Here is a 25,100-nt window from a genome sequence, read left to right on the forward strand (position 1 = left end):
GAAAGGACAAAGGCGTTAAGCGACAGATACGCCTTTTTTTATTGCCCTCTCCCATTCGGTGTCCGAAGAATTAAAAGGGATGTTCCCTTTGCCTAGTTAGTAATGTTTAGCTGACAAACAGGACATTTCTTTTAGCAAAACAATGGCGTTTTATACCGGTTGATCCGGTATAAAACGCTTTTTTATTTGGGCCGGTACAATACCATGCAAAATAAGTTTTTTGAAGAACAGATAAAAGCGCTGTTCAAGATAAGCAAGGCCATCACCTCAGAGCTGTACCTTGAGGATATACTGCGCCTTATAGTGACCGTGACCGCGGAGATACTGGGTTCGAATATCTGTTCCTTGATGTTAATCAATGAGAAGGGTGAACTTATGATCAGGGCTACGCAGAGCATGAGCGAGGAGTATAACCGCAAGCCCCCGCTTAAGATCGGCGAAGGCGTTGCCGGCAAGGCTGCTAAAGAGAATAAGCCGATGGCAGTTAAGCATGTTGCCAGGGAGAAGGAGTACAAGCATAAAGATATTGCCAAAAGGGAAGGCCTGGTTTCGCTATTATGCGTTCCTTTAGCCGTGAAGAACAAAGTCATAGGGGTGATCAATTGCTATACCTCCGCCCCCCATGATTTTACGGAAACAGAAATTGAGATCCTGATGACCATTGCCAATCAGGCGGCGGTAGCCATTGAGAATACGGAGTTAATGGTCAAAAGCAAAGTTATCCAGGAAGAATTGGAGACGCGCAAAAGAATAGAGCGCGCTAAAGGCATCTTGATGCGGGATGACGGGCTGACCGAAGAACAGGCGTATTTAAAGATCCGTAAATACAGCATGGATAACCGCAAGACCATGCGCGAGGTCGCGGAGGCGATCATCCTCGCGGCTGATATGAAACACTTAACCAAGGGCTAAGCAGCCTTTTGCCTATCGAGCTAAGTCAGCTTGATCCATGTGGATTAAAGCGGGAGAATGGGCAAAGTAAAAAAAGGAGGGGAGGTTAGTATGAATTTAAGCAGGCCGAATGCCAATGACGCGGTAGGGACGTTTAACCGTTCTAAAAATGTGGTCCCCGGATCGGGGATATGCTCGCGTTGCCTGGACGGCTGTAAAGGCAACTGTGATATCTTTAAAGCCGCTTTCCGCGGCCGGGAAGTGATCTATCCGGGGCCTTTCGGCGAGATCACCGCCGGAGCGGATAAGGATTATCCCGTAGATTATTCTCATCTAAATATTCAGGGTTATGCTTTGGGCGCCAGGGGTTTGTCAGGAGACGTCGAAGGCAATCCCGATAATACCAAATTTCCCGATGTTAATACCGAGGCCGAATACGGCTGGGATATCAAGGTCAAGATGAGGGCCCCGATTTTTACCGGTGCTTTGGGCTCCACCGAGATCGCCCGCAAGAACTGGGAACATTTCGCGGTAGGGGCCGCTATTTCGGGTGTCACTCTGGTTTGCGGAGAGAATGTATGCGGTATTGACCCGAAATTGGAATTAGACGGCAAAGGCAAGATCAAGAATTCTCCCGAGATGGACAGGCGCATTGAGACCTACAAGCGTTTTCATGACGGCTACGGCGAGATCCTGGTGCAGATGAACGTCGAGGATACGCGTCTGGGCGTGGCAGAGTACGTGCGCAAGAAGCATAACCTGCAGACCATTGAATTAAAATGGGGCCAGGGCGCGAAATGTATCGGCGGAGAAATAAAGGTGAAGAGCCTGGAGAGGGCGCTGGAATTGCAGAGGCGCGGCTATATTGTTACCCCTGACCCGTCTCTGGAGGCCAACCAGAAGGCGTTCAAGGACGGCGCTATCAAGGAATTTGAACGCCATTCCCGTCTGGGTTTTGTTTCCGAAGAGTCCTTTCTGGCTGAGATCAAACGCTTAAGGGACCTGGGTTTTAAGCGCATTACGCTGAAGACCGGCGCTTATTCCATGCGGGAATTAGCCATGGCGCTTAAATATTCCTCATTAGCCAGGATCGATCTGCTTACTATTGACGGAGCTCCGGGCGGCACAGGCATGAGCCCCTGGAGGATGATGCAGGAGTGGGGTATCCCTACTTTTTATCTTGAGGCGCTTACCTATGAATTTTGCCAGCAGTTAGCCAGGAAAGGGATGCGCATCCCGGATATCGCTATAGCAGGCGGGTTTTCAGCCGAAGACCATGTCTTTAAGGTGATCGCTATGGGCTCTCCTTATGTCAGGGCGGTTTGCATGGGCAGGGCGCTGATGATACCCGGCATGGTGGGAAAGAATATAGGCAACTGGCTTAAAGAAGGCAGCCTTCCTCCCACGGTGTCCGCTTACGGCACTACCGAAAAAGAGATCTTTGTCTGTTATGAGGAGCTGTTGGAGAAATACGGCAAAGATATGAAGGATATTCCTTTGGGCGCGCTGGGTATATATTCTTTTGCCCAGAAAATAAAAGTCGGCCTGCAGCAGTTAATGGCGGGAAGCAGGAATTTCAAGGTTGCCTCTATCTCCCGCAGAGACGTAATGTCTTTGACGGAAGAGGCGGCAAAGGTTTCAGGCATCCCTTATGTCATGGACGCTTACCGGCAGGAGGCAGAGGCGGTTTTGAACGGCAAGGCGGGGCAGGCTTCCAATCACCGCAGGCAAAAAGCCGCGGCGGGGAGGTAGAAGATGGAAAATAAAGGTTTATGCAGCACTTGCAACGCAGATAAAACCTGTGTTTTTCCGCGCCGCTTTCCGGTTTTGCAATGCGAGGAATTCAATGATCATGTTAACCGTAAACGCAGCGCGAAGCCAAGGCCGGGAAACACCCGTTCCAGCCAGGATATAACCGAGGCAGAATAATTATTATTTAACCAGATCAGCTAAGGGCGGCTCAGATTATCCGATCAAGGATAAAACGGGCCGCCCTTATTTTTAAATGATGAGCGTTCAGATTGCCAATTTTCCACTTGAGCGCTTCAACTTATAGTAATATAATATGATTCCTACAAGGAGGGGACATGATCACTTATGAAGATTTTGCCAAGTTAGAACTGAAAGTAGCTACAATTAAAGAAGTTACAGAGCATCCCAACGCGGACCGGCTGTATGTGGTGAAGGTTGACTGCGGAGGCGAAGAAAAGCAGCTGGTCGCCGGCATCAGATCATCCTACACAAAAGAGGAATTAGTGGGAAAGCAGGTGGCAGTGGTCTATAATCTGGCGCCCGCGCTGTTGCGGGGCGTGGAAAGCCAGGGCATGATACTGGCTGCCAGCGATGAAAAGGGCATCGCGGTGCTCACGCTGGACAAACCTGTTGCCAACGGCTCAAAGATAAAATAAGGATGTCGACAAACAGGTCGTTAGCCAAATCAGCGGGTATCATAGGATCGGGGATATTTACCTCCCGCGTGCTGGGATTTATAAGGGATATGGTCATAGCCAACTTTTTCGGCACCGGCGCCATCGCCCAGTCATTTGTAGTAGCGTTCAGGATCCCCAATCTGCTGCGCGATTTTGTGGGCGAAGGCGCTACGAATTCCGCGTTCGTGCCGGTTTTCAGCGACTATCGGCTTAAATCCAGCAAGGAGGAATTTTGGGGCCTGGCCAGCGTAGTGTTAAATATCCTTATCGTAGTCCTGGCAGCTGTCACGCTTTCAGGCATAGTTCTGTCCCCCTGGATAGTGCGGCTTATGGCCCCCGGTTTCATGGCCGACCCGGAGAAATTGAGGATCAGTATATTCCTCAACCGGCTTGTATTTCCCTACATATTCTTTGTAGGGCTGGCAGCGTTCGCGGCCGGGCTTCTGAACACGCTCAAACATTTTTCCACCTCTGCCTTTGCCTCATGTTTCCTGAATCTGTCCCTGATAATATTTGTAAGCGTATGGCATGAAGGGACTGCCGGCCTGGTTACAGGGGTGTTGCTGGGCGGGATGCTGCAGTTGGGTGTGCAGGTGCCGCCTCTGTTGAAAAGAGGGTTCAGGATAGATCTTTTTAAGAAATGGCGCCACCCCGGCGCCACGCAGATAGGCCGGCTTATGCTGCCGCGCCTTGCCTCAAGCAGTATCTACCAGCTTAATGCCTTCGTCCACACCATATTCGCTTCTTTTGCTTTGGTCGTCGGTGAAGGGGCCGTGGCAGCCCTGTATTTTGCCAACCGCCTGTTCCAGTTCCCCCTGGCGATCTTTGCCATCGCGCTTTCTCAGGCGATCCTGCCTTCTATGTCCGAGGACGCGGCCGCGGGCAGCATAGAAGAGCTGAAACGTAAGCTGTCGTTCGGCCTGCGCTCCGCCTTTCTTCTGGTCGTGCCTTCCTCCATCGGGCTGATAGCGCTGGCCCATCCGATCGTGAGCATATTGTTTGAAAGAGGGAAATTCAGCGCGTACTCCACCCGGATCACTTCTGAGGCGCTGGCATTTTATTGCATCGCGCTTTTCGCGTATGCCGCTTCCAACATCCTCATATCCTGTTTCTTTTCCCTCAAGGATACGCGCACCCCGGCGAAGACAGCCTTTGCCACGTTCATAATCAACGTCATATTGAGCGCCATTCTTATGTGGCCGCTGAGGATAAAAGGGCTGGCATTGAGCATGTCCCTGGCGGGGATAGTAAATTTTCTGGTTTTGTTCCATACGCTGCAGCGGAAGATCGGCGCGCTGGGCGCGGCCAGGATCTTCCGTTGTTTCTTGAAGATACTGCTGGCGTCTTTTGTGATGGCGCTTATATGTAAGTTGGTTTACGCCGGGCTCGCGTTGTCGGCCCACACTGTTTATGCCAGGGCGTGCGCGCTTATCGTTACTTTGGCCTCCGCCATGCTCACATTTGTCCTGGCCGCGCTCTTATTCAGGGTCTCCGAGATGGGAGAACTTCTAAAATGGCTCTTCAGAAGGCGGTAGGCGGTAAAAGGCATATTCTCTGGCTGCCGCTCATTTTTATTTTACCTTTTATTATTTACGCGAATAGTCTGCACAATGACTTTTTACGGGGCGGGGCAGACGACGAAGAGATAATCCTGCGCAATCATTACCTGCGCAGCTGGGAGTTCCTGCCGCGATATTTTACCCAGAATTATAAGGCCGGTTCAGGCGGCATATCAAATTTCTGGCGCCCTTTTCAATTGGCCGCCTATAGATTTATCGCGCAATTCGCGGGGATAAAACCCTTGCCGTTTCATATAGCCAGCATCTTGTTCCATGCCTTATGCGGCGTTTTCCTGTATTTGATACTTTCGCGCCTGTTCCACGGTAAAAATATCCCGCGGGCATTTATCGGCTCCACGGTATTGTTATGGCTGGCGCATCCCATACACAATGAAGAGCTGGCAGTTACCTCGGGGATCGCCTCGCCTTCTTACCTGTTCTGGATGCTGCTGGCCTTGTACGCGTTTATCCGTTTTAAGAAAGGCGGCAGGATAGGGTGGTATGCTGTTTCCCTGTCGGGTTTCGCCTTTTCGCTTTTTTCCAAGGAGAGCGCGGTTATTTTTCCCGCGCTTTTGCTTGGCATGCATTTTTTCGGCGCGCGTTCGGGATTATTTTCAAAACAGGGCCCGGCCGCGTTATTCAAGCAGCACGCCGCGTTCTGGTTGATGTCGGCATTTTACGTATTGTCGCGCCTGACATTCCTGAATTTCAGCAATACGCTGAACTTCTACGGCCAGGCCAATATTTTTACCGAGAACTTTATTTATCGCCTGTACACTTTATTCACGGTACTTGTCCGCGGTTTAAAAATATTATTTTTTCCCGCCGGCCTGCATCCTGAGAGCTCCTGGCCGGTATTTACGGACTTTTTTTCCATCCAGGTGCTGTTTTCCGCCCTGATTTTAGCGGCTCTGTTGATTTTATTCGCCGTAAATTATAAGAAGAGGCCGCTTTTTGCCTTTGGCTTGTTCTGGCTCTTTGTCAGTTATCTGCCGATGAGCAACCTGATAGCTAAAATAAACGCCATTGTCTGGGACCATTGGTTCTACGCGCCTTCGGCAGGAATTCTGTTTTGCCTGGTGTCTCTGGCGGAAGGCCGCAATACGCGCAGGGCCGCGTTCGTTATATTGGTCCCCGCGATAATTATTTTTAGCGGGCTGACCATCTCCCGCAATAAATATTGGAAAGACACGGAGGCGGTATCAAGGTTCATCCTGCGCTATGAGCCGCGGTCCGCCAAGACCTGGAACAATCTGGCTATATCTCTGGACAGCAAGGGCCAATATATGGAGGCGATAAATCATTATCTTAAGGCCATATCCATAAGCGACACCTATGCCCAGAGCCACCACAATTTAGCCAATACCTACTTGCGGTTGAGGCAGTATGACCTCGCCGAGAAAGAATACCTGAAGGCGATCGAGTTGGACGCCGCTTTTTACCATTCGCACGCGGGATTGGGCAACCTTTATCTTATGAAGGGCATGGAAGACAGGGCCGCGGATCATTTCAGGAAGGCGCTGGCGATCTATCCGTATTTACCCGAGATCAGGAAATTTTTAGAGCGTAATGATAGATAAAGTTATTATTAAGAAAGCGCCCGATTCTCCCGGCGTGTACCTGATGAAGGACGCTCAGGGAGGGATCGTGTATGTGGGCAAGGCGGTCTCTCTTAAGAAGCGCCTGGCCTCATATTTCACCCCGCCTTATAACGCCAAGACCGAGGCAATGCTTTCCAATGCCGCGCGGGTCGATCTTGTCGGCGCCCGGACAGAGGCAGAGGCGCTTTTGCTTGAGGCGCGCCTGATAAAGCAATACCGGCCGAAATACAATATTTCCCTGAAGGACGATAAGAGTTATCCTTTCGTAAAGATAACCAAAGAGAAGTTCCCTTCGATCTTTATCTGCCGCGGCCGCAAGGACGACGGCGCGACGTATTTAGGGCCGTTTACCAGCGCGAAATTATTGAGACAGGCGTTGAAGACAGCCAGGTCTGTCTTCGGGTTCAGGGACTGCGCCTGCAGGATACCGTCTAAAAAACCCTCTCTTTATTACCGGCTGGGGCTATGCCCCGGCCCTTGCATCGGGGCTATATCCGAGAAAGAATACAGGAATGTCGTAAAAAACGTCAGGATGTTCCTTGAGGGCAGGTACGAAGATGTAGTAAGGAAGCTTTCCGCGAAGATGCGGGAGCTCTCGCGGCAGCAGAGGTTTGAACAGGCGGCCCTGGTTCGCGACAAGATCAACGCTTTGGGCGCGGTCAGCCCCGGGACAGGGCTGTTAAGCGAACACAAGAAAGAGATCGGCGAGTTAAAGGACCTGCTGGGGTTGAAGTTAATGCCGCGGAGCATTGAGGCGTTTGACATCTCCAACATCTCCAGCACGGCCGCGGTGGGCTCAATGGTCAGTTTTTACGAGGGCCTGCCGGATAAGGATAATTACAGGCGTTTCAAAATAAAAGGCGTTTCCGGCATAGACGATTACGCTATGATGCGAGAGGTTGTCAGGAGGCGTTGCGAGCGGCTTATGAAGGAAGGTAAGGAGTATCCCGATCTGATCGTTATTGACGGAGGCATAGGCCACCTTAATTCTGCCGTAAGCGTCCTGGAGGAGCTGCGCCTCAATATACCCGTGATCAGTATAGCCAAACAGGAAGAAAAGATCTATGTAAAAGGCAGGACAGGGCCGCTTGATCTTAACCTGGATTCTCCGGCGATGCATTTGATCCAGCGTATCAGGAATGAGGCGCACAGGTTCGCGCTGAAGTATCATAGGTTCTTGAGGAAGAAGAGGACTTTAGAAGCGTAGAAGAGACCCCACACTTACGTGTGGGGAATGGCAATCTATGAAACTGACTGATTTCGAAAAAAAGGTATACAGAGTTGTATCCAAAATACCCCTGGGGGAGGCGCGCAGTTACAGATGGGTGGCGGCCAAAGCAGGCAGGCCGCGCGCGTATAGGGCCGTGGGCAACGCCTTAAACAAGAACCCCTTCGCGCCGTATGTGCCCTGCCACCGCGTGGTCAGATCAGACGGTTCATTGGGCGGCTTTGCCCGGGGGGCCGCGGCCAAGAATAAACTTTTAAGGCGGGAAAAAGAGATAGCCAAAATCATTAAATTGGTGATATAATGAAACGCTATTTATAAAAGGAGGAAGCATGGACGTCAAAGGCCTTCTAAAAGAGTTGGTTGAGCGCAACGGCTCCGATCTGTTCCTAAGGGCAGGCAGCCCTGTGAGGATGAGGATAGACGGCACGCTGAGCGAGCCCGGGGGTAAGCCGGTGAGCGTTGAGGAGATGCAGAAGATCGTATGCGATGTCGCTTCAGAGCAGCAGAGGAAGGCCTTTGAGCAATGTATGGACGTTGATTTCGCGCTTTACGTATCTGATTTTGACAGAAGGTTCAGGGTCAGCATATTCATCCAGCGCAATACCCCTTCAATAGTAATAAGGAACGTAAACAACGTGATCCTGGATTTTGACCAGTTGCACCTTCCCGGCGATACGCTTAAAAAACTCTGCCAGGAGGCCAGGGGGCTGGTGCTTCTTACCGGCTCAATGGGAAGCGGAAAATCCACGGCCATAGCCAGCATGATAGAATACATCAATAATAATTCTTGCAAGCATGTGCTTACCATCGAAGAGCCGATAGAATTCACGTTTAAGGACAAGCGCTCTCTTATCAATCAGAGAGAGTTGGGGCTTGATGTTTCGTCTTACCCGGCGGCGCTGCGCGCCTTTACGCTGCAGAGCCCGGATGTGATCTTCATCGGCAATATACGCGACGCGGAAACGATGAAGGCGGCCATGACCGCCGCCGAGACAGGCGTATTGGTGTTCAGCACGCTGCACACGGTTAACGCGCCTCAGACGGTGGAAAGGATAGTGAATTTCTTCCCGCCCTATCAGCACGAAGAAATAAGGAGCGAGCTGTCGGGGCTGCTTAAAGGCACGATATCGCTGCGGCTGCTTTCTCTTAAGAAGGGCGGAGGCAGGATACCGGCTTATGAGATCATGCTTCTCAGTCCCACGATCGCACGCCTGATACGGGAGAACAACCTCGTGGATATACCCAAATTCATAGAGGAGGGCGAGATCTACGGGATGAAGTCGTTCAAGCAGTCGCTTATTGATCTGGTCAAGCAGGGCACGGTTTCACAGGAGGACGCGTTGGCGCATTCCGATAACGCGGACGAGTTATTACTGTCATTAAAGGGAATAGGAAGGGTTTAAGGAGGTTAAAATGAGCGCGGAGATACGGGCGAGGTTGAAGGAATTGGATAAGAGGGTTCAGGCGATAAGAGGTTATCTTTGACGTAGATAAAAAGCTAAAAGTCATCTCGGACCTGCAGGACCTGATGTCCCAGCCCAGTTTCTGGCAGGACCAGAATTCCGCCAATAAGTCCGTGGAGGAATTAAAGTCGCTCAAGGCGGACGTATCCGTCGTGCTTGACCTGCAGAAAAGGATAGAGGAGGCGCAGGAGTTTTTAGATATAAGCAACGAAGATAAGGTCATACTGGACCAGATAGAGGAAAATATAAAGGAGATCAGCGGGGAGACAGGGCAGCTTGAATTGAGGGTACTTTTGTCCGGTGAGTTTGACGCGGGCAGCGCCATCTTGAGCATAAATGCCGGCGCCGGAGGCACGGAATCCTGCGACTGGGCGAATATGCTGCTGCGCATGTACAGCCGATGGGCGGAGGACAAGGGCTACAAGGTCAGCACTATTGACATATTGTTGGGAGAAGAGGCGGGCATAAAGAACGCCACGCTTCTAATAGAAGGCCGTTTCGCCTACGGCTACCTTAGATGTGAATCAGGGGTGCACCGCCTGGTGCGTATATCGCCGTTTGACGCCAATAAGAGAAGGCATACGTCTTTTGCCTCTGTGGAGGCGCTTCCCGAGATAGAAGAGGACATAGAGATAGCCGTAAATCCCTCCGATCTGAGAGTGGATGTTTACCGTTCTTCGGGCGCTGGCGGCCAGAGCGTAAATACCGCTGATTCCGCGGTAAGGATCACGCATATCCCCACGGGTATAGTTGTATCTTGCCAAAACGAACGCTCCCAGTATCAGAATAAGCAGGTGGCGATGAAGGTCCTGAAATCCCGGCTCTATACCTTAGAGAGGGAAAAGCAGGCCAGGCAAATGGAGCAGATCGCCGGTAAGAAACAGAAGATCGAATGGGGCAGCCAGATACGTTCTTACGTGATGCATCCGTATTCGATGGTCAAAGACCACCGCACCGATTTTCAGACCGGTAACGTGCAGGCGGTGATGGACGGCCGGCTTGACGAGTTTATGCAGGCATATCTGCGAAAGACAGCCAAAGACAGCACCCTTTCCATATGATCAATTTTATTCTTCAGAAAATAATCGGCACTCAGAATGAGCGCGCGCTCAAGCTTTTAAGCAGGGATATTGAGCGGATAAATTCCTTTGAGCCGCCGCTGGCCAAATTAACCGACCAGCAGCTTAAGGCAAAGACCGTTGAGTTCAAAGACAGGATCGCCGCCCGGGCGAAGGACTACGAGGCCGAGATAGAAGAGCTGCTGGCAGAACTGGCTGATACCGTGCCGGAAGAGCGGCAGAAGCTCAAGGAGAGGCTAAGGGGCCTGCGGAATATCGCCTTTGATGAGGTGATCCATGAGGCGTTCGCCGCCGTGCGCGAGGCCGGCCGCAGGAACATATCAATGAGGCATTTTGACGCGCAGTTGATCGGCGGGCTGGTCCTGCATTCGGGCAGGATCGCCGAGATGGCTACCGGCGAAGGCAAGACCCTTGTGGCCACATTGCCCGTCTACCTTAATGCCCTTCTGGGCAAAGGCGTGCATATCATTACCGTGAACGACTACCTGGCAAGGCGCGACCGGGAGTGGATGGGGCCTATTTATGAGGCGCTGGGATTAAGCGTGGGAGTGATACAGCACGATATGAGCCCGGAACAGAGGCGCTTTGCCTATTCCTGCGATATCACTTACGGCACCAACAATGAATTCGGGTTTGATTATCTTCGGGACAATATGGTCATAGATAAAGACCAGATGGTGCAGAGGCCTTTTTACTACGCCGTAGTCGACGAGGTTGATTCCATCCTTATAGATGAAGCAAGGACGCCTTTGATCATATCCGGCCCGGCGGAAGAGTCCACGGATAAATATTATATTATTGACAAGATCATCCCGAAGTTGAAAGGCAGGATCATACTTGAGAAGGATGAGATAGACGCCAAATACCGGGGAGAGGACCTTTCCCAGGGCTACGACTATATAGTGGACGAGAAGGCGCATACCGCCCACCTTACCGCGGACGGGGAGGCAAAGGCCTGCCAGTTCATAGGTATAGACAATCTGCATGAGATCGACACGATGGAGTACCGCCACCACATCATTCAGGCGCTGCGCGCGCACAATCTCTACAAACGCGATGTTGATTACGTGGTCAAGGACGGCGAGGTGCTTATAGTTGATGAGTTTACCGGCCGGCTTATGCCGGGCAGGCGCTGGTCAGACGGGCTGCACCAGGCGGTTGAGGCCAAGGAGGGCGTGAAGATAGAAAGGGAAAACCAGACCCTCGCCACCATAACGCTGCAGAACTATTTTAAGATGTATGAACGGCTCTCAGGCATGACCGGCACCGCCGCCACAGAGGCGCAGGAATTCAAGCACATATACGGGCTGGACGTTGTGACCATACCCACAAACAGGCCGCTTATCAGGACGACGTTCTCCGACGCGATCTATAAGACGCAGAATGAAAAGTTCAGCGCTGTGGTAGAGGAGATCGCCGAATGCAACAAAAAGGGCAGGCCTGTGTTGGTGGGGACGATCTCGATCGCGAAATCAGAGCATCTTTCCGAGCTGCTGAAAAGGAAAGGCATAGAGCATAATGTGCTGAACGCCAAATACCACGAAATGGAGGCCCAGATAGTGGCGCAGGCAGGGAGGTTCAAGGCGGTGACGATCGCCACCAATATGGCGGGCCGCGGCACCGACATACTCCTGGGCGGAAATCCCGAGTATATGGCAAAGAGCATCGCCTCCCAGCAGGGGCTTGACTACAATAATCCGGAACACAGGGATGGATACAGGGACATCCTCACTTCTTTAAAGGCCAAGGCCGAAAAGGAGCATAACGACGTCGTGGGCGTCGGAGGGCTGCATGTAATAGGCACGGAGAGGCATGAGGCAAGGCGCATAGATAATCAGTTGAGGGGCCGCACCGGCAGGCAGGGAGACCCCGGCTCTTCCAGGTTTTTCGTTTCCCTCGGGGACGACCTTATGCGGCTTTTTGGCTCCGACAGGATAGCCGGCCTGATGGAAAAATTAGGCATGGAAGAAGGCCAGGTAATTGAACACCCCTGGGTTACGAAATCAATTGAGATCGCGCAGAAGAGAGTGGAGCAGCATAATTTTGAGATACGCAAGCGCCTGCTGGAATACGACAATGTGATGAACCGGCAGAGGGAGATAATATATAATCAAAGACGGGAGATACTGGAGGGCGAGGGGCCGGGTTTGGACATAGAAGATATGGTGTCCGAGGCGGTTGACGGCCCGATAAACAGGTATCTGGCGGATAATTTAAGGCAGGATGAGTGGGACTGGGACGGCCTGTTGTCAGCGCTGCGGTTTACCTTTTCTCAGGCGCCGGAGGCGGATTCCGTTAAGTCGGGATCAAAAGAGGAGGCGCGGGAGAAGGTGATCCAATTCCTTATGGCGGGTTATCGCGCCAAGATCGCGTCCATGGGCCCATGGGGAGAGCATTTCCAGAAGATGGTATTTTTGCAGGTCATAGATACAAAATGGAAGGACCACCTTTACGCGATGGATAACCTGCGCGAGGGCATAGGGCTGCGCGCCTACGGCCAGCGCGACCCTTTGATCGAATATCAGCATGAGGGGTATCAGATGTTCCAGGAAATGATCGCCGGCATTAAGAACGAGGCAGTGGAGTTCCTGTTTAAGATACGGCCGGCGGAAACCAGACAGATAAAGGGGGTATTCACTTCCCTGCGGCAGGAATTCATACATCCTGAAGCCGGGGAAATAAAACAGGAACAGGGGCAAGCGCTCCCGTCCCGTCCCGCGCCTTTGCCGGCAAAGTCCGCACCGCATCCCGCCGAAAAAAAGGTCGGCAGAAACGACCCCTGCCCTTGCGGAAGCGGAAAAAAATATAAACGTTGCTGCGGAAAATGAAATGAACTTCATTCTGAGCATTCTTTCCGGGGTAATGCTTGTTTTGGCATTTCCCGATCATGATCTATGGCTCCTGTCCTGGCTGGCCTTTATCCCCTTGTTCGCGGCGATAGAGGGAGGAAACGCCAGAGAACGATTCCTCCGCGCCTATATCACCGGGATCATTTTTTTCTCCGGGACGATCTACTGGCTTACCAACGTTACGATCTTAGGCACAGCCCTCTTGATCCTGTATCTGTCTTTGTATTTCGGGTTATTCGGCATCATTTTTAATAAGGGCAGCCGCGGCTTTCAACTTTTTATTCTCCCCGCTGCCTGGGTGGTCCTGGAATATATCAGGTCGCATTTATTCAGCGGTTTTGGCTGGGCATTGCTGGGATATTCTCAGTACCTTAATCTCCCCGCGATCCAGATAGCCGATGTTACCGGCGCCTGGGGGGTTTCCTTTATCATTATGATGTTCAACGCCGCGCTCTGGCAGGCAGTTTCCCGCCGGTGCCTTAAGGCGCCGGCAGCGCCGTTGCTGATAATCCTCTGTGTTCTTTTTTATGGTTTTTTCAAGTTGGATCAGCCGCTTGAAGGCAGAAGCGTCAGGGCCGCGCTTATTCAAGGCAACATCCCCCAGAGTTTGAAATGGCAGCCGGGGCAGGAGGAATATATTTTCAACAGGTATTTTACATTGAGCCTTCATTCCTGCGACGATAAACCGGATATTATTATCTGGCCCGAATCCGCCGTAGTCAATTATCTGGATTTAGACGCGCCTTTGCGCGGCCAGAATTTTTTCAGGGAGATAGCCGCGTTGACCAGGGAGATGGGTGTTCCGATTTTATTCGGAGCGGTTTCGCGGGGCAAAGAGGGATTCTTCAACAGCGCGCTGTTTTTACAGGGCGGGGAGTTAAAGGGTCAATATAACAAGATCCATCTTGTGCCTTTCGGCGAATATATACCTTTAAGAAAATACCTGCCGTTCTTAGAAACGGTCGTGCCTATCGGGGATTTCTCTTCCGGCAGCGAACCGGTCGTGTTTACTTCGGCGGAAGGGGCCGGCTTCTCCGTTTTGATCTGTTTTGAAGATACCCTGCCGGCGCTTTCGCGCGGATTTGTAAATCGCGGCGCGGAGTTTTTAGTTAATATAACAAACGATGCCTGGTTCGGCAAAAGCGGCGCTCCATATCAGCATCTTCAGGCGTCGGTATTTCGCGCCGTAGAGAACAGAAGGCCCCTGGCCAGGGCGGCCAATACGGGCGTTTCCGCGTTCATAGACCAGCGCGGCAGGATCGTTGATACCGTAAACAAAGCGGGCAAAGAGATATTTGTTGAAGGATTCAAGGTAAAAGATATAATCTTATCATCGGGGCAAAAGAGCGTCTATACCCGCGTAGGCGACATATTCGTGCTCGGCTGCCTTATCCTGTGCTGCGCGCACCTTGTTTTGGGATGGAAGAGAAAAAAATAAACCGCGTTTTATCCGTTATCCTTATCCTTCTGCCGCTTTTTCTTTTGTTGGCCCTGGGTTACGCCGACAAAAGGCCCATGGTCCGGCCATTACGATGCGGGAATGAACTGGTTATAAGGACGGACTCCAGGGGCAAAGGGGTATTTAACGCGCCGAGGAACGGCCGCAGGCGGCATAAAGGTGTTGATTTGAGCGCCGCGGCAGGTGAGCCCGTGTATGCGGCGCGCGCCGGACTGGTCTTGCGCTCAGGGTTCCATAGGGGCCTGGGGCATTATGTGGAAATACGCCACCACGACGGGTGGGTGACTATATACGGACATCTTAAGAGGCGGCTTGTAAAGAAGGGGCAGATGGTCGGGCAGGGCGCGTTGATAGGAGAGGTGGGGAAAAGCGGCAACGCGGATCACCCCGCGATGTCCGCGCACCTGCATTTGGAATTGCGCGATCCCAAGGGCGTTGCCGTAGACCCGATGCGGTACTTAGAGTAGGAGGCGGTTATGGCAGAGATAAAATCAGTTAACATAGAGAAACCGGACGATGTGAACATCATCATAGGCCAGGCGCATTTTATCAAGACCGTTGAAGATATATATGAAACGCTGGTCAACGCGGTGCCCGGCATAAAATTCGGGCTTGCCTTCTGCGAGTCCTCAGGTAAGTGCCTGGTCAGGATAGAAGGCAATGACGAGGGCCTGAAACAGATCGCCGGTAAGAACGCATTGGCTCTCGGCTGCGGGCACTCTTTCATAATCGCTTTAAGGCAGGCATACCCGATCAATGTGCTTCCCGCTGTCAAGAATATCCCGGAGGTCTGCTCTATTTATTGCGCTACCGCCAACTCCGTGGAGGTGATCGTGGCCCAGGGCAGCGAAGGCAGGGGCATAATGGCGGTAATTGACGGCTTATCGCCCAAAGGCGTGGAAGGCCCGGAAGACGTCAATTGGAGAAAAGACCTGTTGCGCAAATTAGGGTATAAAAGATAATGGCTAAGGGAAGGGCGAAGATCATCAAGCGGCGCTCAGGCATTTGGGCGTTAAAGGCGGTATCCGGCATAGTGAACATCCTGCCGTTGCGGGCGGTATATTATTTCGCCGACATATTTTCCCGCCTGGCGCTGCTGTTCGCGGTAAAACAGAAAAGGATCGCCCTGGAGGGCCTCGCTATCGCCTTCGGCAGAGACAGGTCAAAACAGGAGAGGAAGGAGATCGTGCGGGATTGCTTCGCGTTTATGGCAAAGGCCAGCCTTGAGATAATCTATTTTATAGGCAGGTTTGAGGCCTTAAAGGAGAAGGTATCATTTGAGGGGCGGGAGAATCTGGATCAGGCGTTGGCCGCCGGAAACGGGGTTATCCTGGCCAGCGCGCATTTCGGTAATTTTCCCCTGATGTTAGCGCGGCTGGCCCTTGAAGGATACGCGACCAATGCTATAATAAAGCCGATGCGCGACGCGGGCGCGGAGGAATATTTCAACGCTTACCGCGGCAGGTGCGGCGTGAAAACCATATACAGCGTTCCCAGGAAGGAATGCGTGGATACGGCGCTTCGGGCGCTGCGTAACAACGAGATCGTTTTCATACCGCTGGACCAGAATTTCGGCACAGGCGGGGTATTCGTGGATTTCTTCGGAAGAAAGGCGGCAACCGCGACAGGCCCCGTAATTATGGCAATGCGCACAAACGCGGCGATATTGCCGGCATTCATGGTAAGGCAGCCGGATGATACTCATAAGATCATCTTTGAGCCGCCCATGGAATTGGAAACAGGCAGCGATAGCGATCAGACAATACTTGTTAATGTGCAGAAAATAACCAATATAATTGAGAGGTATATCAGGCGGTATCCGGCAGAATGGGGCTGGGTGCACCGGCGCTGGAAGAGCACGCCGAATTAAGGAGGAATAAGATGAAGGTTGGCGAAATTATGACCAGGAAAGTAGTAACCCTGAAGCCGCAGGCCTCGGCTAAAGAGGCGGTGGAATTATTGTTTAAGAGGAAGATAAGCGGCCTGCCGGTGGTGGATGACGATAACGTTGTCAAGGGCATGTTTACGGAAAAGGATATTATGAGCTATCTTCTGCCGGGCTATCTACAGACGGTAGGGAAATTTATTTATGAAGAGCATCCAAAGGGCATAGCCAAAAAAGTCCAGGAACTGGCAAACATCAAGGTGGGCGATATTATGCGTAAGGAAGTGGTAACGGTATTAGAGGATACCTTGCTTGTGGAGGTCAGCAGGATCATGCTTACTCAGAAAATACGGCGCGTCATCGTTGTAGATAAGGACAACCGGCTCCTGGGTATGGTCAGCCGCGGAGACGTGCTTAAGCGCTTCTTAGAAGGGGCTTGAGATGACAAAGAAATTTATTATATTAATATTGGTTTCTGCGGCGGCCATGTTCTCCTGCCGCCTGGCAGGATTGAATATGCATCAGTCGCTGGCAGTGGGCATACTGGCCTCTTCGGTGCTCGGCACGCTATTTTTCTGGGATTTCCGTTTGAGCTTCGCCTTTTTAGGGCTGTCAATATTGCTTCTGACAAGGACCATTGATATTGAGAACGCGATCAAATTCGCCTCGCTTGAGGTCATCCTGTTCCTGGTGGGCATGATGATCATTGTGGGCCTGCTGAAGGAATCAGGGTTCTTCGCCTGGATCGTAAGTTTGATCTTAAGGGTAAGAAAACTTACCGCCAACAAATTCATCATAACGATTTCTTTGTTGTCCGCAGTGCTTTCCATGATGACCAGCGAGGTCGTCTCAATAATATTTATGGTCGCGGCCATACTTGAGATATGCGATTATTTTGAGGTAGAACCGACGCCTTTTATCATTATCGCGGTTATGGCGACGAACATAGGAAGCGCCGGCACTTTGCTGGGCAACCCCATCGGCATCCTTATCGCCACAAAGGCGGGCTTGACGTTTGAGGATTTTCTGATCAAGGCCCTTCCTTTGTCGCTTGTGTGCCTTGTGGCGATGCTGTTCATTGTTGTGTTCTGGTTCCGCAAGGCCGTATCTGAGCTTGATTCCAGAATAAAAGAACTTGGCGCCAATGAGATATTGATAAAGCTGATATCGGTGCCGCCGGAGAAGGACCTCAAGATCTCCCTGGGCATATTCTGGCTGACATTGATGTTGATAGGTTTTCATCATAGATTTGAGATGATGCTGGGCCTGGAGGCAAATACAATGCTGCTGACTATGCCGTTGGTTTCAGCCGGGGCGATAATGATATGGAAATGGAAGAGGGCAAGGAGCTATGTTGAGCATGACGTGGAATGGTGGACGCTTTTGTTCTTTATGATGCTTTTTGCCCAGGCAGGCACGTTGAAATATACCGGCGCCAGCGACGTACTGGCGCAGCATCTGGTTTCCTGGGCAGGTTACGATATTAATAAACTCATAGGGGCTGTTGTATGGCTGGGCACATTTGGCTCCGCGCTGCTGGATAACGTTGTGCTGGTAGCGGCGTTTATCCCGGTCATTCAAGGCCTGGAGTCCATAAGCGCCCATATAGAGCCGTTATGGTGGGCGCTTTTGTTCGGGGGCTGCCTGGGCGGCAATGTAACCTTTATAGGTTCTACCGCGAACATAGTAGCCCTGGGGATCCTGGAAAAGGAACGCAACATAAAGGTGACTTTTCTCAAGTGGATCGGCATCGGTTTCGTCATAGGAACGATCACCACCCTGATCGTCTGGCTGGCGTTGATGTTTATTCCATTTTATCAGTAATAAACTATGAAAAAACTGAAAAGATACCTGATCGCCGGATTGCTCATCACTCTGCCGCTGGTTTTAAGCGCGTATCTTCTTGTGGCTCTTTTCAGATTTATGGACAACATTCTGGGCAGGTATCTGGCTGATTACCTGAGGCAGGAGATAGGGTTTTATGTCCCGGGCATGGGCTTGATCCTCTCCGTGATTTTGATCATCCTCGTCGGGTTCTTTGCCACGCATTTTTTAGGCAGGCATATAAAGGCCGACCTGGAAGGGCTCTTGTTGAGGATCCCGCTTTTAAACAATATCTACCCCCCCATCAAAGAAATAGTAAGGTTTTTTGTCTCGGAGGAGAAAAGGGTCAGATTCAACAGGGTGGTCCTGGCCCCTTATCCCAATAAAGATTCCTGGTCAGTCGGGTTTGTTACTAATGAGGGCTGGGCGGAGGCCAACAGGAAAACAGGAGAAGAACTGGTCAGCGTATTTATACCTTTTGTCCCCAGCCCCTTGAGCGGATTCTACGCCCTCCTGCCTAAGGCAGCGCTTATATCGCTTGATGTTTCTCCGGAAGACGCCCTTAAACTCATCGTTTCCGCGGGGTTGGTCGCCCCTCAAGCCAAAGGCAATAAATAGGCCGATATGATCAAGCTGGCGATCTTTGATTTAGACGGTACTCTTATAGATGCCTATACGGCGATAGGCAAAAGCGTAAATTTTGTGCTGAAGAAATTCGGCTGCCCCGCGCGGAAGAACTCCGTTATAAAAAGGGCCGTGGGCTGGGGTGACGAGAATCTGCTTAAGCCGTTTGTCAGGCCGCCTGATTTGCAGGCGGCGCTTGCGGCCTACCGCGGGCATCATTCAAAGTCATTGGTGAAATACTCCCGGCTTCTTCCTTGCGCGCTGAATGTCTTGAAGCGGCTCGATAACAGCGGATATAAGATCGCCGTTGCCTCTAACCGGCCCACGCGGTTTTCTAAAATCCTGCTGAAACATTTAAAGATTGATAAGTATTTTGATTACGTGCTTTGCGCGGACAGGGTCAAGCGGCTAAAGCCGCATCCGCAGATATTAAACGCGATCATGCGCAGGCTGAAGGTCGGCAAGGCTCACACGATCTATGTCGGCGATATGTTCATTGATGTTCAGGCGGGCAGGCGCGCCGGAGTAACCACCGTCGCCGTACTGGGCGGCTCAAGCAGCAAGGCAGAACTCAAGAGAGAACACCCCGATTTCATCCTCAAAAACGTCTGCGGCTTAATTCCAATCCTTAAGAATCGCTAACTCGTCATTGTGAGCCCGAAGATGCGTCGGGGCAGGCAGGACCCGCTGCCCCGTAAAGCTATACTTGATTTTTGCGGCGATGTCTGATATAAATATGGTATGTTTATAGCGGCGAACTTCTTACGGGCGGCGGCGGGCGTGCTGGACCTGCTGCTCACCATACTTTACTGGCTGATCCTGGTCAGGGCGCTGATAAGCTGGGTGAACCCGGACCCGTTTAATCCCATAGTCCAGTTCCTTTATAAGGCGACAGAGCCGATACTGAATCCTATCAGGCGGATTTTGCCGTTCACTTATACGGCGGGGATTGATTTTTCTCCGGTGGTAGCGTTCTTCGCGATTATTTTCTTGAAGGGCTTTATAGTGAAGTCGTTGATAGATCTAAGTTACAGGATAACATAAGGAAAGAATTCATGAGCAAGCGTAAACGCAGAGGCAAACTTAACTGGCGCTCCAAGAAGGCGAATAAGGGCAGAAGGCCGAATTTAGGATAGTGCCGACCGGCCTTTTGAGGCACTAATACTCCCTTAATTGTTTCTCAGCGTCAACCACATCGCGGTTGATGGCATTGATCGCGTTCCTGACCTTTTCTTTTAAGAGGTTGGATACGACCGGCGCCGAGTATATTTCCCGCAATAGCTGCACTGCCATCCGGAAGTAGCGTATTACCTCTCCCTCGTCAACGTTGGTCTGCATCAGCGTTCTGTTGAAGTCAGCGCCCTGCATCCAGACAAGCAGGCTGCCGGCAAGATGGAAAAAGCAGCGTTTTGACGCCGGGGTGATCCCGCATTTTCGCTCTTCCTTGATTATTTTGTCGGAGAGCCCGGATACGACATCCTGCACGATCTTTGCCCTGCGTATCAAACGCACCGGCTCATCCTGTTTTCTCGGCTCAAATACCAATGCCGCGGCGAGCATGCCCAGCTGGAACTCATCTAACTGTTCCAGCGTTTTCGCCTTATAAAGCTCGGCAAAGGTAAGCTCATATCCGTAGACCTGGCTGGCGAATATGCCTTTGTCGCTCAGTTGATTTTCTGAAATATAGCCCCATCTCTTTAGCAGCTCAACCTTTGATCTCATAAGACCCAGGTTGTCCTGCCGCCTTTTCGTGTTGGATTGAAAATAATGGAATGAAAGCGGGTATATATCATAGAGGTTGTCCCGGTATTGCGCGTAAAGGTGAAGCAGCGTGGCGTATGAGGTGTTGAACTGGCTTATGACCTTCTCATAGCCGCCGAAGATGACCTTCTCTACTTCCTGGAATTTCATCCTGTAGTTGTTCACGCGTGAATATACAAAGCCCTCCTTGTCAATGCCGCGCCTGCCGGCCCTGCCCGCCATTTGGTAGAAGTCCCGCGTCTTTAATTCTCTGTGGAACCTGCCGTAGTATTTCCTCAGGTCGTCAAATACAACGGTTTTTGCCGGCATGTTTATGCCCAAAGCGAACGTCTCGGTGGTAAATATGACCTTTATCAGGCGCGAGAAGAAAAGCCGCTCTATTACTTCTTTCAAGGTAGGCAGCATGCCCGCGTGGTGGTAGGCAATGCCTCTTTTTATGAGGGGTAGAAGCAGCGCCGCGCTCTTTTCATGTTTTAAGTCAAAACGCAGGGCAAGTTCGTTGAAGAGCGAAGTTATTTTCTCCTGTTCCGCGGCAGTCAAGAAATTATTCGCGTATAACTCTTCCGCCAGATGTTCGCATCTTTGCCTTCCGAAAGCAAAATATATCAGCGGCAGCCCGTTGTTATTTTCTATGTGTTCGATCAGGGGTTTTAAGCGGTTGGGCTTTAAATTGTGGGCGTAATGGTATCTTTTGCCTTTGTAGGCATAGGCAGGCGCGTCGCGGCAGAGGCGTTTCAGGTCCTTCATATTGTCGGTTATCTGCCCCTGGCATTGATATGAGAAATGAAGCGGCACAGGCCTGACAGTTTCAATTACGGTCTTTACCGGTTTGCTGTGGACTTTGCCTATCCAGCCGGCCAACTCTTCTATATTGGGAATAGTCGCGCTTAACCCCAGCACGCGCATGTGCGCGGGCAGGAACATCAATGATTCTTCCCAGACCGTGCCGCGTTCGTAGTTATCAATGTAGTGGATCTCGTCAAAGATGACCCAATGTTTGTCCTCAAGCGACCGCGGCTCTTCCAGTATTTTATTGCGGAATATCTCCGTGGTCATGATCAGTACAAGCGCGTCCGGATTGATGGAAACGTCTCCGGTGAGTATTCCGATCTTATCGGCGTATTGCCTTTGGAAGTCGCGGAACTTCTGGTTGGACAGCGCTTTGATGGGCGCCGTGTAGATCACGCCCTTGTCGCTTTGCAGGCACTCATTTATGATATGTTCGGCAATAGCGGTTTTGCCCGCGCCTGTAGGGGCGGAGACGATCACGGAATAGCCCTGATTTATGTGGTCAATGGCCTGTTGCTGAAACGGGTCGTAAAGCATTTGCAGATATTTTAGCATAGAGGTATAATTAATAAAAGAGGAGTTATCCATGCGTTTAACAGCGGTAATAATATGCTTATTCTTTTTTGGGGCGTTCATACCGGTGTTTTCGGCTTACGAGGAAGAAGAGGCGCCGTTGTCGGATGAAGATTTTTTTGAGCAGCAAATAGAAATGATGCGGCAGGAGGAGCTGGAGGAGCAGGGCAGGTTTGAGGCGGAAGGCCGGCTCCCCGCGGAGGAAATCAGCGAAGACCTGCCTGTTGGAGACGGACCCGCCGGCGAAGAACCCGCGAAAGAAGCCCCTGTCGTAGAAAAGCAGCAGGAAACCGATGATACACAGGGCGAGCAGCCCGAACATAAAAGCTGGTACTGGCAGCTTAAGAAAGCGACACAATGATCTCGTTAAGCGCCTCGGGGTGGGTCAATTTCAGTAATTTTTCTCTGGGGATGATCACTCTCGGGGATTTTTCTTTAAGGATAAAGGATTTACCGCAGATCAACACTTCGTTTATTTTATAGCTGCCCCACTCCAGCAGTTTATCGTTGGTGAATTTTATGAGCAGATCCCTGCCCGCGAAGCCGGCCTTGATACTTATGGTTTTGCTTCTGCCGAACTGACGCTTAAGGAGTTTCGGTTCAAGCAGAAGGTCTCCCATCATGCCTTTTATCCCGAATACCTCGCAGAGCCAGGTCAACATAAACCAGCTGGCAGAGCCGGTAAGGTAGCAGTACATACCGCGGCCTTCTGAATTGAAGTATTCCGGGACGCAGGGGTAGACCTTGCTCAGGGAAGAATCGACGGCCATTTTGTATATTGAATCCAGCACGGAGAACCCCTCTTTTACAAACCCGGCCCTATAAAGCGCGAACGCGTACATAACGTTCATATGGCTGAAGAATGAGCCGTTTTCTTTCTCGCCGTAGGCAAATGCAAATGCCCTGCCTAATTTAAGGTAATCCGCGCCAAAATTGGTGTTTAACCTGATGCCGCCGGATCTTTTGTCCCGCAAATATTTGTTTACGTTATTTATGATGGACTCTATTTGGCGCTTATCCGCGATCCCGGCGAGTATGGGGAATACCTGTCCTGTCAGCGTCATCCGGGTTCTTCCTTCTACGCTGCCTTCCACGCGTTCGGCTTCGTTATCGTAATACCCGTTGAAAAAGCCCTGTTTCAGCCATTCATTCTCATTGATGTGCCTGGACATCCAGCCGGCCTTCTTGTTGAGGTCGGCGGCGAGGTCTTTTACCTGCAATTCCTTCCTTACGCCGCTTACGCCTTTCTCTACCGAACTGAAATATTTTTCAAGCAGCGCTGTTTTTTCCCGCGCTGAATCGTAGTCAATAGCGGTTGACAGCGTGTCCAATAAAACACACATTTCTTCAAATACCGTTATCTTTCCGGCGCCGATATGCTGTATGAGCGCGGCAATATTTTTGAGGTTCCTCGCGTAGAAACAGGAGAAGGCAACGCTTTCCCCTTTCGCGGGCGCCATGTCCAGCCCGTCATTCCAGTCGGCGCTCTCAAGGCGTATGTTATTGTGTTCTCCCACGTTGAAGAACTGCACAAGGTGCTGAAGCAATATATGTTCAATAATGCTCCCTTTATAGATTCCGTCCTCCCTGGTTTTAAGTTGTTTTCCGTCTTTTTCATCCCAGGCAGGGTATTTCTTTCTCGCGCGCCAGGCCTGAGGGTCGGAAAAGTAGGGGGTTTCCTCAAGCAGTATGCCTATATCCCTGGTCTGGTTTATGTATAATTCCAGGGTAAAGAACGGCCAGACGCCGTGGTCCATCCAGACGCGGGTTATGCGGTTCCTGTCGGCAATGAATTCCCCGGTATTTTTGCCTATGATCGTGGCGTTAGAGCCGTCTATCCTTACGCCCGCGAAGTTGGAAATGAGCATCTCGCGTATGTCTTCCTGGCCCGCGAGCAGAAGCCCCAGGGCGTCCTGCCATAGATCACGCCAGCCGCGGCCGCCCTTGCCGTAATCAAAGTCGGGCAAAAAAGAGCAGCCGAAAAATCTTCTAAGCGTCGGCTGGATGTTGACCCATTTGAACCAGTTATCAAAATTTCCCTGGCCCGACCTTATATTTATCGCGCCGCTTTTTTTCCGCCAATAGCTGACCGTTTCTTTCAATAGCCCCTCAATTGAATTTGTATCGCGGAACTCCTTTTGGATATCTTTCGCGCTTTCCGGGTCAGGCGATATGCCCATCAGGATAAAATACTGCGCGCTTTCGTTCTTTCGCAATGTAACGGCAGGGAATTTCAGGCCCGCGAACGCCTCTTTGCCTTTGATGTTTGTTTTTAACGGCCCGGCCCCTCTAAATACCGCGGCCGGCCTTTGCAAACTGCCGCCTTCGCCCGCGAAATTCTCAACGGTAGGGAATATTTCTTTGGGCAGCCGGCCCTTCGCGTCAAAGCCAAAGACGTAGAATGTCGTGTGGTTGACCCTGTGTCCGCTTTCATCAAATTTTATGGCCGGCCTGGACATGACGCCGTGGGGCGTAACTGTTATGTGATTAAGCAGGCCTGTTACGTGCCTGTGGTCTCTTAAGTTTTCCGCGGAGCGGCCGTATATAGGTATGGCCGCGAGCGGCGTAAAGGTTAAGCGGCGCTTTTTAACGTTGGTTACGCGCACGCTCATCACTTCAAAGTTTTTATCAGGCGGGACGAAATTGAGGATCTCCGCCCTGACGCCGTTATTGTTGTTGGCGCGCGTGATCCTGTGCCAGAGAAAGCCCGCTTCAAGATATGCCTCATCATTGTCGTCAGGCGGCTCTCCCGTTACAGAATACCCTTCATTTCCTTTAAAGATCAGCCAGAAGTTACGGCTGGATTTCAGGTTGCGCAGGTCTTCCCTTGAGGCCGGCTGAAGCAGGAAGGCGTCCTGGTTTATTTTGATATCGCCGTGCAGGGTGGGGGATATGGATGAAAGCAGTTCGCCGTTGCAGAGGGGGAAGTACAGCCCGCTTATATTCTGGGGCGATCCAAATTTGAACGCCCCTTCATTATCTATGAATTTCCACAGATTTGCCATAACGGAATGATATTCTACCAGAAGCAGAACCTCATTGCAATGAAATTGGCGAAAAGAGGATATGGACAGAGCGGGAAAATT

22 protein-coding genes are annotated in these 25,100 nt (G+C 51.3%); 20 read left to right on the forward strand and 2 right to left on the reverse strand.

The annotated features are described in order from the left end of the window. Positions 1–204 precede the first annotated feature (204 nt). The 19 genes from PHR44_00980 (at position 205) to PHR44_01070 (ending at position 19,935) form a co-directional block, all read left to right on the forward strand. Complete coding sequence (locus PHR44_00980; protein MDD4909241.1) at positions 205–912, forward strand: GAF and ANTAR domain-containing protein; 708 nt, start codon at positions 205–207, stop codon at positions 910–912. Between the two features lie 90 nt (positions 913–1,002). Beyond that, the gene (locus PHR44_00985; GenBank protein MDD4909242.1) at positions 1,003–2,643 is read left to right on the forward strand and encodes an FMN-binding glutamate synthase family protein; all 1,641 of its coding nucleotides are present in this window, start codon (positions 1,003–1,005) and stop codon (positions 2,641–2,643) included. Between the two features lie 335 nt (positions 2,644–2,978). Beyond that, positions 2,979–3,299 carry a methionine--tRNA ligase subunit beta gene (metG, locus tag PHR44_00990; protein ID MDD4909243.1) on the forward strand — a complete coding sequence of 107 codons (321 nt, stop codon included), beginning with the start codon at positions 2,979–2,981 and terminating at the stop codon, positions 3,297–3,299. A 2-nt stretch (positions 3,300–3,301) separates the two neighbouring features. Beyond that, positions 3,302–4,855 (forward strand): murein biosynthesis integral membrane protein MurJ, encoded by a 1,554-nt coding sequence (murJ, locus tag PHR44_00995; protein ID MDD4909244.1) that lies wholly within the window; start codon positions 3,302–3,304, stop codon positions 4,853–4,855. Beyond that, on the forward strand, positions 4,834–6,459 hold the full coding sequence (locus tag PHR44_01000; protein ID MDD4909245.1) for a tetratricopeptide repeat protein: 1,626 nt from the start codon (positions 4,834–4,836) through the stop codon (positions 6,457–6,459). Before murJ ends, PHR44_01000 begins: the two co-directional genes overlap by 22 nt. Beyond that, complete coding sequence (locus PHR44_01005; GenBank protein MDD4909246.1) at positions 6,449–7,687, forward strand: excinuclease ABC subunit UvrC; 1,239 nt, start codon at positions 6,449–6,451, stop codon at positions 7,685–7,687. The genes PHR44_01000 and PHR44_01005 overlap by 11 nt, the downstream gene beginning before the upstream one ends. 37 nt (positions 7,688–7,724) lie before the next feature. Further along, complete coding sequence (locus PHR44_01010) at positions 7,725–8,009, forward strand: MGMT family protein (GenBank protein ID MDD4909247.1); 285 nt, start codon at positions 7,725–7,727, stop codon at positions 8,007–8,009. Positions 8,010–8,037: 28 nt separating this feature from the next. Next, positions 8,038–9,111 carry a PilT/PilU family type 4a pilus ATPase gene (locus PHR44_01015; protein ID MDD4909248.1) on the forward strand — a complete coding sequence of 358 codons (1,074 nt, stop codon included), beginning with the start codon at positions 8,038–8,040 and terminating at the stop codon, positions 9,109–9,111. A gap of 10 nt (positions 9,112–9,121) precedes the next feature. Beyond that, positions 9,122–10,232, forward strand: a protein-coding gene (prfB, locus tag PHR44_01020) for a peptide chain release factor 2 (protein MDD4909249.1) whose coding sequence is annotated in 2 segments (ribosomal slippage) — positions 9,122–9,181 and positions 9,183–10,232 — 1,110 coding nt in all. Because the reading frame shifts where the segments join, the coding sequence is not laid out codon by codon here. Continuing rightward, positions 10,229–13,078 carry a preprotein translocase subunit SecA gene (gene secA / locus PHR44_01025; GenBank protein ID MDD4909250.1) on the forward strand — a complete coding sequence of 950 codons (2,850 nt, stop codon included), beginning with the start codon at positions 10,229–10,231 and terminating at the stop codon, positions 13,076–13,078. The genes prfB and secA overlap by 4 nt, the downstream gene beginning before the upstream one ends. A gap of 1 nt (position 13,079) precedes the next feature. Continuing rightward, positions 13,080–14,537 (forward strand): apolipoprotein N-acyltransferase, encoded by a 1,458-nt coding sequence (gene lnt, locus PHR44_01030; GenBank protein ID MDD4909251.1) that lies wholly within the window; start codon positions 13,080–13,082, stop codon positions 14,535–14,537. Further along, positions 14,519–15,025 (forward strand): M23 family metallopeptidase, encoded by a 507-nt coding sequence (locus PHR44_01035; GenBank protein MDD4909252.1) that lies wholly within the window; start codon positions 14,519–14,521, stop codon positions 15,023–15,025. The genes lnt and PHR44_01035 overlap by 19 nt, the downstream gene beginning before the upstream one ends. Positions 15,026–15,034: 9 nt before the next feature. Further along, on the forward strand, positions 15,035–15,520 hold the full coding sequence (locus PHR44_01040) for an adenosine-specific kinase (GenBank protein MDD4909253.1): 486 nt from the start codon (positions 15,035–15,037) through the stop codon (positions 15,518–15,520). Next, entirely contained in the window at positions 15,520–16,428 is a 909-nt protein-coding gene (locus PHR44_01045; GenBank protein MDD4909254.1) for a lysophospholipid acyltransferase family protein, read from the forward strand. The genes PHR44_01040 and PHR44_01045 overlap by 1 nt, the downstream gene beginning before the upstream one ends. 11 nt (positions 16,429–16,439) lie before the next feature. Then, the gene (locus PHR44_01050) at positions 16,440–16,883 is read left to right on the forward strand and encodes a CBS domain-containing protein (GenBank protein ID MDD4909255.1); all 444 of its coding nucleotides are present in this window, start codon (positions 16,440–16,442) and stop codon (positions 16,881–16,883) included. A 1-nt stretch (position 16,884) separates the two neighbouring features. Next, positions 16,885–18,267 (forward strand): SLC13 family permease, encoded by a 1,383-nt coding sequence (locus tag PHR44_01055; protein MDD4909256.1) that lies wholly within the window; start codon positions 16,885–16,887, stop codon positions 18,265–18,267. Positions 18,268–18,273: 6 nt separating this feature from the next. After that, on the forward strand, positions 18,274–18,885 hold the full coding sequence (locus tag PHR44_01060) for a DUF502 domain-containing protein (protein ID MDD4909257.1): 612 nt from the start codon (positions 18,274–18,276) through the stop codon (positions 18,883–18,885). 6 nt (positions 18,886–18,891) lie between these two features. Next, on the forward strand, positions 18,892–19,533 hold the full coding sequence (locus tag PHR44_01065; GenBank protein MDD4909258.1) for an HAD family hydrolase: 642 nt from the start codon (positions 18,892–18,894) through the stop codon (positions 19,531–19,533). Between the two features lie 99 nt (positions 19,534–19,632). After that, positions 19,633–19,935, forward strand: a complete 303-nt coding sequence (locus tag PHR44_01070; protein ID MDD4909259.1) for a YggT family protein — start codon at positions 19,633–19,635, stop codon at positions 19,933–19,935. A gap of 114 nt (positions 19,936–20,049) precedes the next feature. On the opposite strand, the gene PHR44_01075 is transcribed toward PHR44_01070, so the two are convergent. Continuing rightward, a complete protein-coding gene (locus PHR44_01075; GenBank protein MDD4909260.1) occupies positions 20,050–21,996 on the reverse strand; it encodes a DEAD/DEAH box helicase in 1,947 nt (648 codons plus the stop codon). Between the two features lie 31 nt (positions 21,997–22,027). On the opposite strand from PHR44_01075, the gene PHR44_01080 reads away from it, so the two are divergent. Beyond that, positions 22,028–22,375, forward strand: coding sequence for a hypothetical protein (locus tag PHR44_01080; protein ID MDD4909261.1), 348 nt, complete (start codon positions 22,028–22,030; stop codon positions 22,373–22,375). Here PHR44_01080 and PHR44_01085 read toward each other — a convergent pair. After that, the gene (locus PHR44_01085; protein ID MDD4909262.1) at positions 22,356–25,019 is read right to left on the reverse strand and encodes a cellobiose phosphorylase; all 2,664 of its coding nucleotides are present in this window, start codon (positions 25,017–25,019) and stop codon (positions 22,356–22,358) included. The two genes, PHR44_01080 and PHR44_01085, sit on opposite strands and share 20 nt — an antisense overlap. Positions 25,020–25,100 lie beyond the last annotated feature (81 nt).

This window comes from Candidatus Omnitrophota bacterium (assembly GCA_028707125.1).
Taxonomy (GTDB): domain Bacteria; phylum Omnitrophota; class Gorgyraeia; order Gygaellales; family JAQTUX01; genus JAQTUX01.

What these genes read in the sequence shown, in the direction of transcription:
- PHR44_00980 (MDD4909241.1), top strand. Translation starts at nt 205, where the DNA reads ATGCAAAATAAGTTTTTTGAAGAACAGATAAAAGCGCTGTTCAAGATA.
- PHR44_00985 (MDD4909242.1), top strand. Translation starts at nt 1,003, where the DNA reads ATGAATTTAAGCAGGCCGAATGCCAATGACGCGGTAGGGACGTTTAAC.
- metG (MDD4909243.1), top strand. Translation starts at nt 2,979, where the DNA reads ATGATCACTTATGAAGATTTTGCCAAGTTAGAACTGAAAGTAGCTACA.
- murJ (MDD4909244.1), top strand. Translation starts at nt 3,302, where the DNA reads ATGTCGACAAACAGGTCGTTAGCCAAATCAGCGGGTATCATAGGATCG.
- PHR44_01000 (MDD4909245.1), top strand. Translation starts at nt 4,834, where the DNA reads ATGGCTCTTCAGAAGGCGGTAGGCGGTAAAAGGCATATTCTCTGGCTG.
- PHR44_01005 (MDD4909246.1), top strand. Translation starts at nt 6,449, where the DNA reads ATGATAGATAAAGTTATTATTAAGAAAGCGCCCGATTCTCCCGGCGTG.
- PHR44_01010 (MDD4909247.1), top strand. Translation starts at nt 7,725, where the DNA reads ATGAAACTGACTGATTTCGAAAAAAAGGTATACAGAGTTGTATCCAAA.
- PHR44_01015 (MDD4909248.1), top strand. Translation starts at nt 8,038, where the DNA reads ATGGACGTCAAAGGCCTTCTAAAAGAGTTGGTTGAGCGCAACGGCTCC.
- secA (MDD4909250.1), top strand. Translation starts at nt 10,229, where the DNA reads ATGATCAATTTTATTCTTCAGAAAATAATCGGCACTCAGAATGAGCGC.
- lnt (MDD4909251.1), top strand. Translation starts at nt 13,080, where the DNA reads ATGAACTTCATTCTGAGCATTCTTTCCGGGGTAATGCTTGTTTTGGCA.
- PHR44_01035 (MDD4909252.1), top strand. Translation starts at nt 14,519, where the DNA reads ATGGAAGAGAAAAAAATAAACCGCGTTTTATCCGTTATCCTTATCCTT.
- PHR44_01040 (MDD4909253.1), top strand. Translation starts at nt 15,035, where the DNA reads ATGGCAGAGATAAAATCAGTTAACATAGAGAAACCGGACGATGTGAAC.
- PHR44_01045 (MDD4909254.1), top strand. Translation starts at nt 15,520, where the DNA reads ATGGCTAAGGGAAGGGCGAAGATCATCAAGCGGCGCTCAGGCATTTGG.
- PHR44_01050 (MDD4909255.1), top strand. Translation starts at nt 16,440, where the DNA reads ATGAAGGTTGGCGAAATTATGACCAGGAAAGTAGTAACCCTGAAGCCG.
- PHR44_01055 (MDD4909256.1), top strand. Translation starts at nt 16,885, where the DNA reads ATGACAAAGAAATTTATTATATTAATATTGGTTTCTGCGGCGGCCATG.
- PHR44_01060 (MDD4909257.1), top strand. Translation starts at nt 18,274, where the DNA reads ATGAAAAAACTGAAAAGATACCTGATCGCCGGATTGCTCATCACTCTG.
- PHR44_01065 (MDD4909258.1), top strand. Translation starts at nt 18,892, where the DNA reads ATGATCAAGCTGGCGATCTTTGATTTAGACGGTACTCTTATAGATGCC.
- PHR44_01070 (MDD4909259.1), top strand. Translation starts at nt 19,633, where the DNA reads ATGTTTATAGCGGCGAACTTCTTACGGGCGGCGGCGGGCGTGCTGGAC.
- PHR44_01075 (MDD4909260.1), bottom strand. Translation starts at nt 21,996, where the DNA reads ATGCTAAAATATCTGCAAATGCTTTACGACCCGTTTCAGCAACAGGCC.
- PHR44_01080 (MDD4909261.1), top strand. Translation starts at nt 22,028, where the DNA reads ATGCGTTTAACAGCGGTAATAATATGCTTATTCTTTTTTGGGGCGTTC.
- PHR44_01085 (MDD4909262.1), bottom strand. Translation starts at nt 25,019, where the DNA reads ATGGCAAATCTGTGGAAATTCATAGATAATGAAGGGGCGTTCAAATTT.